Origin of the sequence: Caulobacter segnis (assembly GCF_023935105.1) — a bacterium.
Taxonomy (GTDB): Bacteria; Pseudomonadota; Alphaproteobacteria; order Caulobacterales; family Caulobacteraceae; genus Caulobacter; species Caulobacter segnis_B.
The window spans coordinates 4,507,500-4,521,187 of record NZ_CP096040.1 but is presented as its reverse complement, the minus strand read 5'-3'; the positions used below and the strand labels follow the sequence as shown (position 1 = coordinate 4,521,187).

The 13,688-nt window shown below is 68.4% G+C and carries 15 protein-coding genes; 4 read left to right on the top strand and 11 right to left on the bottom strand.

From position 1 onward, the window contains the following. The 5 genes from MZV50_RS21170 to MZV50_RS21150 all read right to left on the bottom strand — a co-directional run bounded on the left by MZV50_RS21170 (position 1) and on the right by MZV50_RS21150 (position 3,348). Positions 1–711, bottom strand: coding sequence for an SDR family NAD(P)-dependent oxidoreductase (locus MZV50_RS21170; RefSeq protein ID WP_252631278.1), 711 nt, complete (start codon positions 709–711; stop codon positions 1–3). A 143-nt stretch (positions 712–854) separates the two neighbouring features. Then, positions 855–1,793, bottom strand: a complete 939-nt coding sequence (locus MZV50_RS21165; protein WP_252631276.1) for a LysR family transcriptional regulator — start codon at positions 1,791–1,793, stop codon at positions 855–857. A 67-nt stretch (positions 1,794–1,860) separates the two neighbouring features. After that, positions 1,861–2,607, bottom strand: a complete 747-nt coding sequence (gene map, locus MZV50_RS21160) for a type I methionyl aminopeptidase (protein WP_252631275.1) — start codon at positions 2,605–2,607, stop codon at positions 1,861–1,863. Next, positions 2,604–2,831, bottom strand: coding sequence for a ParD-like family protein (locus MZV50_RS21155; protein ID WP_252631273.1), 228 nt, complete (start codon positions 2,829–2,831; stop codon positions 2,604–2,606). Before MZV50_RS21155 ends, map begins: the two co-directional genes overlap by 4 nt. A gap of 70 nt (positions 2,832–2,901) precedes the next feature. Continuing rightward, a complete protein-coding gene (locus MZV50_RS21150; protein ID WP_252631272.1) occupies positions 2,902–3,348 on the bottom strand; it encodes a MarR family winged helix-turn-helix transcriptional regulator in 447 nt (148 codons plus the stop codon). 91 nt (positions 3,349–3,439) lie between these two features. Here MZV50_RS21150 and MZV50_RS21145 point away from each other — a divergent pair, with 91 nt between their 5' ends. Further along, positions 3,440–3,811, top strand: a complete 372-nt coding sequence (locus MZV50_RS21145; RefSeq protein ID WP_252631271.1) for a nuclear transport factor 2 family protein — start codon at positions 3,440–3,442, stop codon at positions 3,809–3,811. Positions 3,812–4,020: 209 nt separating this feature from the next. Here MZV50_RS21145 and MZV50_RS21140 read toward each other — a convergent pair whose 3' ends face one another. Continuing rightward, on the bottom strand, positions 4,021–4,677 hold the full coding sequence (locus tag MZV50_RS21140; protein ID WP_252631270.1) for a J domain-containing protein: 657 nt from the start codon (positions 4,675–4,677) through the stop codon (positions 4,021–4,023). Positions 4,678–4,733: 56 nt separating this feature from the next. Between MZV50_RS21140 and MZV50_RS21135 the strand changes: the two genes are divergently transcribed. Continuing rightward, positions 4,734–5,009 (top strand): BolA family protein, encoded by a 276-nt coding sequence (locus tag MZV50_RS21135; protein ID WP_252635289.1) that lies wholly within the window; start codon positions 4,734–4,736, stop codon positions 5,007–5,009. An 88-nt stretch (positions 5,010–5,097) separates the two neighbouring features. Continuing rightward, complete coding sequence (gene cdd, locus MZV50_RS21130) at positions 5,098–5,523, top strand: cytidine deaminase (protein ID WP_252631269.1); 426 nt, start codon at positions 5,098–5,100, stop codon at positions 5,521–5,523. A gap of 106 nt (positions 5,524–5,629) precedes the next feature. Here cdd and MZV50_RS21125 read toward each other — a convergent pair whose 3' ends face one another. The 5 genes from MZV50_RS21125 to MZV50_RS21105 form a co-directional block, all read right to left on the bottom strand. Beyond that, positions 5,630–8,584 carry a TonB-dependent receptor plug domain-containing protein gene (locus MZV50_RS21125; protein ID WP_252631268.1) on the bottom strand — a complete coding sequence of 985 codons (2,955 nt, stop codon included), beginning with the start codon at positions 8,582–8,584 and terminating at the stop codon, positions 5,630–5,632. Between the two features lie 417 nt (positions 8,585–9,001). Next, a complete protein-coding gene (locus MZV50_RS21120; protein WP_252631267.1) occupies positions 9,002–9,370 on the bottom strand; it encodes a response regulator in 369 nt (122 codons plus the stop codon). Positions 9,371–9,373: 3 nt separating this feature from the next. Then, positions 9,374–10,909, bottom strand: a complete 1,536-nt coding sequence (locus MZV50_RS21115) for a sensor histidine kinase (protein WP_252631265.1) — start codon at positions 10,907–10,909, stop codon at positions 9,374–9,376. A 156-nt stretch (positions 10,910–11,065) separates the two neighbouring features. After that, a complete protein-coding gene (locus MZV50_RS21110) occupies positions 11,066–12,352 on the bottom strand; it encodes an HlyC/CorC family transporter (RefSeq protein ID WP_252631264.1) in 1,287 nt (428 codons plus the stop codon). 11 nt (positions 12,353–12,363) lie between these two features. Beyond that, entirely contained in the window at positions 12,364–12,819 is a 456-nt protein-coding gene (locus MZV50_RS21105) for a MarR family winged helix-turn-helix transcriptional regulator (protein ID WP_252631263.1), read from the bottom strand. A gap of 157 nt (positions 12,820–12,976) precedes the next feature. On the opposite strand from MZV50_RS21105, the gene MZV50_RS21100 reads away from it, so the two are divergent. Beyond that, positions 12,977–13,537, top strand: coding sequence for a DUF308 domain-containing protein (locus tag MZV50_RS21100; protein WP_252631262.1), 561 nt, complete (start codon positions 12,977–12,979; stop codon positions 13,535–13,537). Positions 13,538–13,688: the final 151 nt, after the last annotated feature.

The window sequence follows — 13,688 nt, the reverse complement described above, 5'->3', positions numbered from 1 at the left end:
TTAGTGACCGGCGCTTTGGCCGCCGTCGACGTGCAGGATCTCGCCCGTCACGAAGCCGGCGCTTTCCAGATAGAGCACGGCGTCGACGACGTCGCGGATCTCGCCCAGGCGGTTGACCGGGTGCAGGGCGGCCAGGAAGGCGTGGGTCTCGGGCGCGTGCATCGGCGTGCGGATCACCCCCGGCGAGACCGCGTTGACCCGCACGCCCTTGTCGGCCAGCTCGATGGCCAGCGACTTGGTCGCCGAATTGATCCCGCCCTTGGTCAGGCTGGCCAGCACCGAGGGAACGTCGCCGAGGGCGTGGTCGGTCAGGCTGGTGGTGATGCTGACGATATGGCCCGCGCCCTGCTTCAGCATCTGGGCGGTGGCGCGCTGGGTGATGTGGAAGAAGCCGGCCAGATTGGTCGAGACCTTGGCCGCGAAGTCGTCGGCCGTATAGGTCGTGAACGGCTTGGCCAGGAAGATGCCGGCGTTGTTGACCAGGGTGTCGATCCGGCCGAACCGGGCCAGGGCCTCGGCGACGATGCGGTCGGCGGTGGCCGGGTCGCCGATGTCGCCGGCGACGGCCAGGATGTCGGGGTCGGACCCCTGCTGGATCGAGCGGGAGGTGGCGACCACGCGGTAGTCGCGGTCCCGGTAGGCCTTGACCAGTTCGGCGCCGATGCCTTGCGACGCGCCGGTGATGATGGCGACCTTCTGTGCGTTGCTCATGACTTGCCTCGATGACGTTCCCGGCGCGGTGATCGCGGCCGGAGGTCCTTGCGGGACCGATGAGCGTCAATGTCGGGTCATGCGGAAAGAGACTGAATGGCCGTCGTCAGGCGGTCACTCTTCCGAAAAGCGAGGGAATGGCCTCACCTTGACGCCAGCACCTCGGCGTCCGCCGCCAGGCTGGCGAAGGCGGTCTTCAACCGAGGCGCGGCGAAGTCGAGGAAGGCGCGGACTTTCGGGGCCGAGGTCCGGCCCTGCGGCGTTATCAGATGCACCGGCATCGACGGCGGCTCGGCGTCGCGCAGCACCACCCGCAAGGATCCGTCCAGGACGCGGGCGGCGACGTGATAGGCGTAGAGCCGCGTCACCCCCAGGCCCTCGACCGCCGAGGCCAGGGCGGCGCGCACGCTGTTGACCACCAGGCGCGGCTTGAAATGCGCAGACCGGGCGATCGTCGCGCCCGGGGCCGGCGGAAACACCCAGGTGTCGTGGCCGAAGTGGGTGGTGGTGACGATCTGGTGCTGAGCCAGGTCGCCGGGCTCCGCGATGCGCGGGTGCGTCTCCAAATAGCGGGGCGAGGCGACGACGACGCGCCGCACGTCGCCGCCGACCCGCGTGGCGATCAGCGAGGAGTCCGGCAACTGGCCGACGCGCAGGGCGATATCGATGCCTTCCTCGACCAGGTTGGCGGGACGGTCCAGCAGCAGCAGGTTCACCGACACGGCGGGATAGGCCCGCAGATAGGCGTCGACGACGGGACGCAGGATGTCCTCGCCGCTGATCGGCGGGGCCGAAATGGTCAGAGTCCCGCGCGGCGCCGAGCGCTCGCCCAGGGCGGCGAGGTCGGCTTCCTCCAGGTCGGTCAGGATGCGGCGGCAGGCCGGGGCGTAGCGTCCGCCCGCCTCGCTGAGCCGCAGGGTGCGGGTGGTGCGATGCAGGAGCTCGACCCCGACATGGTCCTCCAGGAAGGCGATGGCCCGGCTGACGGCGGCCGGCGAGCGGTTCAGCCGCCGCGCGGCCCCGGCCAGGCTGCCTTCGTCCAGCGCGGCGACGAACACGCGCATCGCTTCGATCCGATCCATCCGGCCTTCCGCATTTCGCAAGGGTGGAGACTGGATCGGGAGTATATCGCCGCCTGGCGCAACGGCGCTAGGCCAGGGTCAGAACCAGCGGGCCGTTGCGAGTGGCGACCAGGGTGTGTTCGTACTGCACCGTGGGCTGGCCGCGCGGCGGGCGCAGGGTCCAGCCGTCGTCCAGCTCATCGACCCAGTCGGCGCCCAGCGACAGGAACGGCTCGATGGTGAAGACCAGGCCCTCGGGGATCAGCCGGCGGTCGCGCGGCTCGTTCCAGGTGGCGATCTCGCGCGGCTCGTCGTGCAGCGAAAGGCCGACCCCGTGGCTGGCCAGGTTGCGGACCAGGCTGTAGCCGTTCTTCTGGGCGAAGGCCTCGATGGAACGGCCGACCTCGTTGAGGCGCGCGCCGGGCTTCACGGCCCGGATGCCCGCCCACATCGCCCGACGGCCGTCGCGGCACAGGCGCTCGACGCGCTTGGTCACCGGCGGCACCGCGAAGCTGGCGCCGGTGTCGCCGAAATAGCCGTCCAGCTCGGCCGAGACGTCGATATTGATCAGGTCGCCGGCCTTGACCACCGTGTCGCCGGGGATGCCGTGCGCGCAGTCGGGACCGACCGAGATGCAGGTCGCGCCGGGGAAATTGTAGGTCAGCTCCGGGGCCGAGCGGGCGCCGTCCTTCTCCAGCAGGGCGCGGCCGATGTCGTCCAGCTCCTTGGTGGTCATGCCCGGCTCCAGCGCCGCGCCCATCGCCGCCAGGGTGCGGGCCACCAGGGCGCCGACGACGCGCAGCTTCTCCAGCTGGTCCTCGTGCTCGACGGTCATGCCACGGTCTTCAGCGGCGGCGCGGCCGCCGGCTCGGGAGCGTCGACGCCCGCCGCCTTCAGTTCGCGGGCCACCAGGTCCTGGAAGGTCAGGCCCGGGTTCAACTCGCCCAGCATGCCGATCCTGATCCAGAACGCGGCCTGGGCGTTGATCGAGCGGTACGAGGCCTTGCTGGCCCGGCGCAGCTGCTCGTGCAGCTCATCCTCGATATTGACGATCCCCACGGGCGCGCTCCGGCATATACGTTTCGTATATGTTTTATATGCGTGCGGCCGCGACGCGACAAGGGGCGCCTCAGGCCTCGGCGCTGGCGACCTGGTCCAGGTTGGCGATCAGGCGGGTCAGCAGGTCGACCAGTTGCCCGGCCTCCGCGTCGGTGAAGCCGTGCAATGCTTCCTGGTTGCCGCGCAGCAGGGTGGCGATCGCGTCCGGCAGGCGGGCCTGGGCCGTCTCGGTTAAGGTGATGCGGCTGCTGCGTCCATCAGCGGGGTCGGGGGCGCGCGCGATCAGGCCGTCGCGTTCCATGCGGGCCAGCATCTGGGCCATCGGCGGCTGTTCGGTGCGGGCGAAGCGGGCCAGGTCGCGCTGGTTGCTGGCCTGACCGTCCCGCAGCGCGACCAGCACGGGCAGGTGGCCGACGCCGAAGCCCAGCGGTTTCAGCCGCGCCTCGCTCAGCCGGGCGAAGCCGCGCGCCGCCAGGCTGATCAGATGTCCCGGCGTCGAGAGCACATCCAGTTCCATCGCAGCCGAACCCTTGCGTCGATCCTCGTCGAGATACATATGTGCATATGTAAATCGGATCGAGCAACACCCTTCAGGCCCGGAGCGCCCCATGGATGACGAGACCAGAGTGATCGAAGGCCTCTATGAGCGCTTCAACGCGCGCGACATTGATGGCGTGCTGCGCCAGCTGAGCGACGACGTCGCCTGGGCCAACGGCATGGACGGCGGGCACGTCCACGGCCACGAGGCCGTCCGCGCCTACTGGACGCGCCAGTGGAGCCTGATCAGCCCGCATGTCGAACCGGTGGGCTTTCATCGCGACGCGGACGGGGCGGTGGTCGCCGAGGTGATCCAGACGATCCGCGACCTCGAGGGCCAGCCGATTCAGGGCCAGGCGCATGGGCTGAAGGACAAGACGGTCGGGCATGTCTTCCACCTGCGCGACGGCAAGGTGGCCCGGTTCGATATTCAGGACGGCTAGGCCGGTTCGGCATTCACCGAAAACCGCTCTCCCCGGCGAAAGCCGGGGCCCAGATCGAACCTAGGGCGTTCGATGGAGCAACGAGGCGAAAAGGCGCGTGAGCCCCAACCTCTCTGGATGAAACTGGGCCCCGGCCTTCTCCGGGGAGACGGGGAGTGAGGTCGGAATCGCGCTGGTTGCTCGATGTCGATCCGCTCAGCCCGCCCGCCTCAGGACTTCACCATTCCCGCCTTCTGCAGCTGCTTGTAGGCCTTGATGACCCGCTGCAGCTTGTGCTCGGCGCTGCGGTCGCCGCCATTGGCGTCGGGGTGGCAGCGCTTGAGCAGCTCCTTGTACTTGGCCTTGATCGCCGCGCTGTCGGCGCCGGCTTCCAGGTCCAGGTCGGCCAGGGCCTGGCGCTCCAGCTTGCCTAGGCTGCGCTCGGCGGCCGAGCGCTGTGATTCGGCGCGACGCTGCTGGGCGCGGAAAATGCCGAACGGGTCGGCGAAGGCGCGGGCGTCGCGAGCGGCCGCGGCGGCGGCCTCGCGCGAATTGGCGTCGGCCTTGAAGCTCCAGGTCGGCCGGCCGCCAGTCATCCGCTCGGTTTCCTGGGCGGCGCGAATCTGCGCCTCGCTCATGCCGGCGTAGAAGTTCCAGTTCTTGTTGTATTCGGCCGCGTGCTGCTGACAGAACCAGTAGTGCTGGTTCGGCAGGTCGCGCGACTTCGGCGCCTTGGTCGATCCCGCCAGACGACAGTCGGGATGATCGCAGCGCTTTTCGCCGGGCTTGAGGCCCAGGACGTCGTTCACCGGGTCGTCCTCGCCCTTCTTGGGCGGCCGGACCCGGATGTCGGTGAATTTGGGACGGTACTCGAACGGCCGGTTCATGGCGTCTAGAGTAGTCTCGCGCTATTTCCGTTCAAGGATTGACAAGCAAGAGTCGCATCATGGGCGCCGTCGCCGACACCGTTCGCCGCAAGTTGACCGAGGCTTTTTCGCCGACTCGCCTGGAGTTGGTCGACGATAGCGACCGTCACCACGGCCATGCCGGCCACAGCGGTTCGGGCGAGAGCCACTTCAATCTGCGCATCGAGGCCGAGGCCTTTGCCGGCAAGGCCCGGGTGATGCGCCAGCGCTTGGTCATGACGGTGCTGGCCGACGAGTTGGCCGGCCCGATTCACGCCCTTTCCATCGTTGCCACGGCGCCGGGGGAAACGTAAGGCGGCGCTTACTTTTTCGCTTGCGTGGCGGGGCCGCGACTGATTGCCTCTCTCCCCGGCGCGATCCCGCCGGGAGGCTGGGAATCCCATGAGCGCCGCCGTCACCGATCCGACCGCTATCGAACTTGAAGCCGCCCGGGCTCTGCCCGACCTGCTGTCGCGATCGTATGCGCGCTATTCGAAGTTCACGGTGGCCGCGGCGGTGATCGACGACGAGGGCCGCGTCCACTACGGCGTCAATGTCGAGAACGCCGCCTATCCGGTCGGCACCTGCGCCGAGCAGACGGCGATCGGGGCGATGATCACGGCCGGCGGCGCGCGGAGCATCGCCAAGGTGCTGATCGCCGCCGGCACCGACGCCGTCGTCCAGCCCTGCGGCGGCTGTCGCCAGCGCATCGCCGAGTTCGCCGGCCAGACCTGCGAGATCGTCTCGGTGCAGGGCGGAGCGCCGACCGAGCGGGTCGCCTTCTGGTCCCTGCTGCCCCAGTCCTTCGGGCCTCGCGACCTGGACTGAGCACCCCAATAGGAAGGGGACAACAAAAAAGGGGACGCCGAGGCGTCCCCTTTTCCGTTTTCGACGGTGTCCCGCCAGGCCCGAAGGCCCGGCGGAAGCGCCGGTCTTAGTAACGCATGGTCACGCCGACATAGTAGTAGCGGCCGCGGTTGTCGTAGCTCGACGAACCCGTGCCCGTGCCCTGAATGGTTTCCGGCAGGTAGGGCGGCGTCTCGTTGGTGACATTCTGGATGCCGCCGCGGATCTGCAGCTTGTCGTCGATCTCGTACTTGGCGCGCACGTCGTGGCTCCAGTAGTCGCCCGTGTAGTACGGGTCCAGCTGGGTCGACGAGAAGGCGTTCGTCGAAGCCATCGAGCCGATGTAGTGCGTGGTCCAGGCGGCCGAGAACTTGTTGTAAGTCCACTGCACCGAACCCTGGGCCTTCCACTCGGGCGTGGCGTTCGAGATGTTGTTCGCCTGTTGGGTATAGGCTTGGCCCGGCAGGCCTTGCAGAGCCCAGCGGTACATCCAGGTCGCGTCGACGCGGAACGCCAGCGAACCCAGGTCGCGCTTGAACACGTCTTCGGTGTTGAAGCCGTATTCGGCCGACGCATCCCAGCCCTCGACCTTGACCTTGGCCACGTTCTGGTTGGTCAGGCTGACCGTTTTCACGCCGCCGACCACGGCGCCGCCGGTGGTGCCGGTCGGATCGCGGACGATCAGGGCGCAGAACGGGTTGCTGGCGTAGGCCTGGGTCGAGTCATAGCACAGCTGCTGGAACAGGGTGTTGATCGGGATCGTGCCGACCTGATCCGAGATGTTGTACTTGAAGAAGTCCAGCGACACCGACAGGCGCGGGATCCAACGCGGCTGGACGACGACGCCCAGCTGGTAGGTCTTGGCCGTTTCCGGGCCCAGTTGCGGGTTGCCGCCCTGGGTCAGCTGCAGCGACGGACGGCCCGTGCCGATGTTCGACACGAAGGTCGCCGAGTTCCAGCCCGGGATGGCGGCGGCGCAGGTGGCGTTACGAGCGGCCTTCTGCGTGGCCGAGGCGCCGGCGTAGGAGTCCTTGTCGCAGGGGTCGACCGCGGCCGTCGTGAAGTTCACGCTTTGCGGCGAGTACAGCTCGACGATGTTCGGCGCGCGAACGGCGCTACCCTGGCTGGCGCGGAAGCGGATGTCGCGGACCGGGGCCCACAGCGCGCGCATTTCGTACTGCTTGGTGTGACCGATCGTCGAATAGTCGGCGGCGCGGCCGGCGAACTCCAGCGACAGGTCGTCGGCCAGGATCATGTCCTTCAGCAGCGGAACGCGGATTTCGCCGTACGCTTCACGCACGTCGTACTTGCCGGCGCGCTTGCCGATGGCGTTGAAGAACAGCGCGCCCGAGGCGCCCAGGGCGTCCTGTTCGAAGCTGCTCTCTTCCTTGCGGTATTCCAGGCCGGCGGCCACGCCCACCGGACCGGCCGGCAGGTTGAACAGGTCGGTCGACAGGTTGCCCGACAGGACCGTCTGCTTGACCTTCTGGTCGGTGGTCGACTGGGCGTTGGTCCAGGCGACGGCGGCGGCCGAGGCCCCATGGATCAGGTCCCAGGGCTGGCAGCCGGCGGCGCGGGCGTCGGCGCTGCGGCAGACGATCTGGCCGTTCAGCAGGACCGCGTCGGTGGCTTGCTGGACGCGCGCCACGTTCGGAACGTTAATCGAGGTCGTCTTGCCGCCGGTTTCGCCGTATTGGCCGTACCAGTCCCAGTGGACGTTGCGGTCCAGGAGGTTGAACTTGCCTTCCATGCCGGCGACGATGCGGGTGGTGTCGCGGTCGGTGAGCACGTCACGGCCGCCGAACTCGGTCCAGAACTTGCCGACCTGGGCGGTTGCAGCCGAGGTCAGGGCCTTGCCCGCGGCCAGCCACTCGTTGCGCAGGGCGGTCGCCGTGGCGTCCGTACCGGCCAGATAGGCGTTATCGCCCTTCAGGGTGACGGGCATGGTGCCGCCGCCGGCCGCCGACGAGAACGGCGGCTGGAAGTAGCCGTGGCCCTTCACCTTGGCGTAGCTGACGTCCAGGAACGCCTTCACGTTGTCGTTGATTTCGTAGTCGAGGTAGGTGCGGAACGTCTTGCGGTCGCTCTCGCCCTGCAGCGCGTTGTAGATGCCGCTGTAGATCAGCGACTCGTCCTGACAGGTCGGCTGCACCGTCGGGGTCGAGCACGGAGCGCTCAGGCGCACGACCTTGGTCGGGTCGCGGTAGTCGAGGGTCACGGCGCGCGCCGCGCCGACCCCGCCGCCCAGCAGCTGGAACGTCGCCGTCGGGGCGGTGTTCGAGCGGCTGGCGCCGATGATGGTCTGCGGGTTGGCCACGGTGTTGCGGCGGATGCCCGGGAACGCCCAGTCGCGATCCCTTTGGAAGACGGGGTCGGAGTGCGAGACTTCGCCGCCGGCGAGCACGTTCAGGCGGCCGTCCATGAAGGCGTGACCGGCCAGGAACGAGATGCGGCGCTCACGGCCGTCACCTTCCTGCGAGGTCCCGAACTGAGCGTCCAGTTCGATGCCGTCGTACTTCTTCTTCATCAGCACGTTGACGACGCCGGCGATGGCTTCCGAGCCATAAACGGCCGAGGCGCCGCCCGCGACGGTCTCGATGCGCTCGACCATCATCGACGGGATCAGGTTCAGGTCGACGGCGGGCGAGGAGGCGTCCGAGAAGACGATGCGGCGGCCGTCCATCAGGACCAGGGTGCGCGCGGCGCCCAGGCCGCGGATGTCGGCGCGGGCCTGGCCGGCCAGGTACAGCGAGCTGGACGAGTTCTGCGCGTTGGTGTTGGCGTTGATCATCGGCACGTCGAGCAGGGTCTCGGCGATCGACGTGTTGCCCGAGTCGCGGATCTGCTCACCGCTGATCACCGACATCGCCACCGGGGCGTTGAAGGTGTCGCGACGGATGCGCGAACCGGTGACCACGATTTCCTCGACGGAGCTGTTGTCCGCGGCGGCCGGTGCGCTCTGCGCCAGGGTCGCGGAAGGTGCGAACACCGTCAGCCCACCCAGCATCGTCGTCGCCAGGAGCAGCTTGTGTTTCAACGCCATATTTTAGTCGTCCTCAAAGATACGGGCTCCCGGGACGCGTGAGCGGCGCGCGCCGGGGGCAAAAGAGGGCCATTCCTCAATGGCGACGTTATCGGCTTTCGCGCGCTCTAGAAGCGATTGTGGCGGAATTGGGCGACGCGGGTCGCCATTCGTTACCGAAAAGTCACAAAAACGACGGTCTTCCGTCAATTTTGGAATGTTTTGATCGCCAGAATGCGCCAACCCCCACTCATCGGAGGGGGTTTGGGGGATGAAACTTGCGCGTGGAATACCGGCGTCGCGCCAATGTGCCGGCTTTTGGGTCTCAAAAGGCCGGATTTACGCACCGGAATGTGGCCGCCCCGAGAGGCGGCGTTCGTCGGGGTCGCCGCGCGGCGCCTGTAATTCAGACGCCCGTCGCCCACATAATGCGCAAACTCAGGCCGTCTGGCCGACCAAGCCCTCGAGCACGCGGCGCAGATCGGCCTCGCGGAAGGGCTTTTGCAGCACCGTCGCTCCACGATGGTCCTCGGTCAGGCCCGCCTCGCCATAGCCGCTGGCGAAGGCGAACGGCACGCCGCGCGCCTTCAGGGCGTCGGCGACGGGGAAGATCGGTCGGCCGCCCAGATTGACGTCCAGCAGGGCGGCGTCGATGTCGGCCGAGTTCGCCAGGCGCAAGGCTTCCTCGATCTCTGCCGCCGGGCCGACGATCGCGCAGCCAAGGTCGGTCAACATGTCCTCGACGAGCATCGAGACCAACGCCTCGTCTTCGACGACCAGGACCTTCAGGGACGAGAGTGTAGTCATGTGTCAGGGCTCCAGCGCGCGCAGGGGCAACGCCATTTGGCAGACGAGTCCCGTCGCATCATAGGTCAGCTCGACCCCGCCGGATAGCTCGGCCGCGAGGCCGCGCTCCAGAAGGCGGGCGCCGAAGCCGCGACGGGCCGGTGGGGTGACGGGTGGGCCGCCGCTTTCGGTCCAGGTCAGGCGCAGCACGCCGTCCTCTATGGACCAGTCCACGGCCACGCGGCCGTCGGGACCCGAAAGGGCCCCGTACTTGGCCGCGTTGGTCGCCAGTTCGTGGATGCCCATGCCCAGGGCCACGGCGGCCTTCGGGTTGAGGCGCACGTCGGCGTCATAGGCGAAGCCCACGCGGTCCTCGCCGGCCATGGCGTGCAGCTCGACGTCGAACACCTCGCGCAGGCTGGCGCCGGCCCAGCTCTCGCGGGTCAAGAGGTCGTGGGTCTGGGACAGGGCGATCAGGCGGGTCTCGAAGGCCTCGCGGAAGAATTCGGGCGAGGCGTTGGAGCGCAGGGTCTGGGCGGCGATCGACTGCACGGTCGCCAGGCTGTTCTTCACCCTGTGATTCAGTTCGTTGACCAGCAGCTTCTGGCGTTCCTCGGCGCGCTTGCGCTCGGTGATGTCCAGCGAGACCCCGGCCAGGCGCCGCACGCCGCCGTCGTCGGCGGTCTGGGCCGCGCGGCCGCGGGCGTGCAGCCAGCGCAGTTCGCCGTTCGGATGCACCACGCGATATTCGACGTCGTAGTCGGCCCCGTCGCGGATCGCGGCCTCGATCGCCGCCAGGATGCGCGGGCGGTCTTCGGGATGAATGGTGGCGATCAGGTCGGCGAAGGTGAAGGTCTCGTCCGCGCGGCGGCCGTAGTTGAGCTTGCAGAGGTCCGAGGCCTCGTAGGCCTTGGTCGCCACGTCCAGGTCCCACGAGCCCATGCGCCCGGAATCGAGGGCGAACTTCAGGCGCTCCTCGGTCTTGCGGCGATGACCCAACTCGGCCAGGGCGCTGGCGTTCAGCTTGATCGACTCGATGGTGGCGGCGACCTGGGCGCCCAGGCCCACCAGCAGGGTCTCGTCGCGGGCCGAGAACCGGCCGATCTCGGGATCGCCGAAGAACAGGCCGCCCAGCACCTCGCCCTGTCGCGTGGCGACCGGGATGGCCAGGTAGCTGCGGACGGGCAGGTGATGCTCGGGCATGCCCCGGCGCGGCGCGTTGCGGCCATAGCGCGGGTCCAGGGTGATGTCGTCCGAGCGCACCACGCCCGTGTTTTCGAAGGTCGGGGCGAACAGCTCGGTCTTGCGCACCTTGGGAAAGCCGGCGAACGCCTCGGGCGCGGCGCCCGACAGGCGAAACAGCGCGTAGGATTCCCCGTCCGCCTCGACCCGATTGTAGAAGAAGGCCCCGAAGGCGGCGCCGCTGATCTCGCGGGCGCCATCGATCACCGCCTGTACGCAGGTGTCGATATCGGTGCTGGAGGCGATCGCCTCGGTCACCCGCGCCAGGGTCTCGGACTTGCGAACCTCGTCGGCCAGCGCGCGTTCCAGTTCGGCCAAGCGCGCGTTCGCGCTCGGCTCATCACCGTCACGAACCCTGCTCTCAGCCATGACACTGGCCAAAACCGCCCCCTTAACACCGGACCGCCCCTGGCCGGTAATGACGCTAAACGCGCCGTTTCCCGTCCGGTTCCGTAAACTTCACCGTGGAGGTGTTTAGGGTTCGTTGCCGTCGTCCAGCGGCGCGCTGATCCGCAGCGCGGTGATCTGGTTCCTCTGCCTACGGAACACTTGGAATCGGTGGCGATGGAAGATGAAGGTCTGGCCCGGCTCGGGAATCATCTGGGCCTCGTGGATCACCAGGCCGGCGATCGTCACGGCTTCGCCCTCGGGCAGGCGCCAGTCCATGGCCCGGTTCAGGTCGCGCACGGTGACGTGGCCGTCGACATTGACCGAGCCGTCCGCCTGGCGGCGCACGCCGTCCAGGCTGGTGTCGTGCTCGTCGTCGATCTCGCCGACGATCTCCTCCAGAATGTCCTCCAGCGTCACCAGGCCCTGCAGGGCGCCGTACTCGTCGACGACCAGCGCGAAGTGGCTCTTGCGCTTGAGGAAAGCGTTCAACTGGTCCTTGAGGTTGGTGGTGTCGGGGATGAACCACGGCTCGCGCAGGATGGCGGCGATGTCCAGGCCTTCGACCCCGGTCGGCGACTCCGCCAGGGCCTTGAGCAGGTCGCGGGCGTGCAGCACGCCAACGATGTTGTCGGGCTCGTCGCGATAGAGCGGCACGCGGGTGTGCTGGGCCTCCAGCACCTCCCGCACCAGCTCGCGGGCGGGCAGGCCGGCGTCCAGCAGGACCATCGACTTGCGGTGGACCATGATCTCCGAGACGTCCATGTCCGACAGGTCCAGCACCCCGCCCAGCATCCGCCGGTCGCCGCTTTCGACCAGGCCTTCGGAGTGGTGGTAGTCGACCGCGCCGCGGATCTCCTCGTGTGCGGCCAGCACGTCGACGGCCATGTCCAGCTTGACCCCGAACAGCCGCAGGGTGCGGCGGACGATCCACTGGATGGCGTAGATGATCGGCCCGAACACGCGCACGACCAGCAGGGTGGGACCGGACAGGGCGCGGGCCACGTCGTCCGAGCGGACGATGGCCACCGTCTTGGGCAGCACCTCGGCGAAGACCAGGACCAGCACCGTCATCGCCGCCGTCGCCACGGCCACGCCCCAGGGGCCGGGGATCAGGGTGGTCAGCACCTGGGTCGCCAGGGCCGAGGCCAGGATGTTGATCAGGTTGTTGCCCAGCAGCACCGCCCCGATCATCGTCTCCTGGTCGCTCAGCAGCTTGTTGACGCGCCGGGCGGGCGTGTCGCCCTCGCGCTCCAGCTGGTGCATCCGCGCCCGGCTGGCGCCGGTCATCGACGTCTCGGCCGCCGAGAACAGCGCCGAAACGGTCAGGAGGGCGACGACGATGGGCGCGAGGCCGAGCAGGGCGGTGAGCATGGCGCTATCCTCTAGGCCTCGGCCGCGTCGCTGACAAAGCGCGCGACCGAGTCTCGGAACGCCTGGACGTCCTTGTTCAGCTGGACCAGGCGATCGACGCTCATGCCGGCCGCGGTGAACAGGGTCTGGCCCAGGCAGGCGCTGCGGACCTGCAGGTCGCGGCCGTGGGCGGTCAGGCTGACGACCACCTGCCGCTCGTCGGCCGGGTTGCGGACGCGCGTGATCAGGCCCGCGCCCTCCATCCGCTTGACCAGCGGCGTGACGTTGCTGGAGTCCAGACCCAGCCGTTCGGCGATCGCCCCGACGCTGAGACCGTCGCTCTCCCACAGGGCGCTCAGCACCAGATACTGCGGATAGGTGATCTCCAGTGCGTCCAGCAACGGCTTGTAGGCGCGGTTGATCGCCAGGCTGGCCCCGTAGAGCGAGAAGCAGAGCTGCTCGTCGAGCGTGGGAAGGCGTTGGGACACGGCGAAGGCTCCTGGTGCGGGCGTTTCCTACCTCGGAAATATATGTCGTGACAAATATCGGCTGGACTCGCCGCCGGCGCGCGGCTAGAGGCATTCACATGCCACGACATATAATGTCTTGGCATGTAATTCGCAGCCACGCTTCAGGGAGGCCGCCATGGCCCACGCCCCCGTCCATTCCGACGACGCCAATGCGCTCAAGCGCTACTACTTCCTGCGGGCCGGCGTGTCCGTGGCCTGGATCCTGGCCGCGATCGCGGTGGGCGCGGGTAATCCGCTGGCCTCGGGCCTGCTGCTGGTCGCCTATCCGGCCTGGGACGCCCTGGCCAACGCGCTGGACGCCCGCGCCAACGGCGGCTTCGCGGCAAACCCGCCACAGACCTTCAATCTGGTGATCAGCCTGGTGGTCGCCGGCGCGGTGCTGCTGGCGCTGCAGACCGCGCCGCCGCGCGTGCTGACCGTGTTCGGCGTGTGGGCCGGCTTCGCGGGCCTGCTGCAGCTGATCGCCGGGGTTCGTCGTTGGCGCGCCGTGGGCGCCCAATGGCCGATGGTGCTGAGCGGCGCCCAATCGACGCTGGCCGGCGTCTTCATGATCGTCCGCTCGATCAGCGGCGGCGGCCATCCGCCTTGGGCCGTGGAGATCGCGCCCTATGCGGCCTTCGGGGCGTTCTACTTCCTGGCGGCGGGCGTGGCGTTGGCGCTGAAGGGGCGGAAATAGTCTCCCTCTCCCCTTGCGGGAGAGGGTGGCCCGCGAAGCGGGTCGGGTGAGGGGTTGAAAACGGCATCCGCCGCGACGGCGGATAGGCTGGGTGCGGGCGGGGAGGGCTATCGACCCCTCATCCGTCTGCTTCGCCGACACCTTCTCCCGC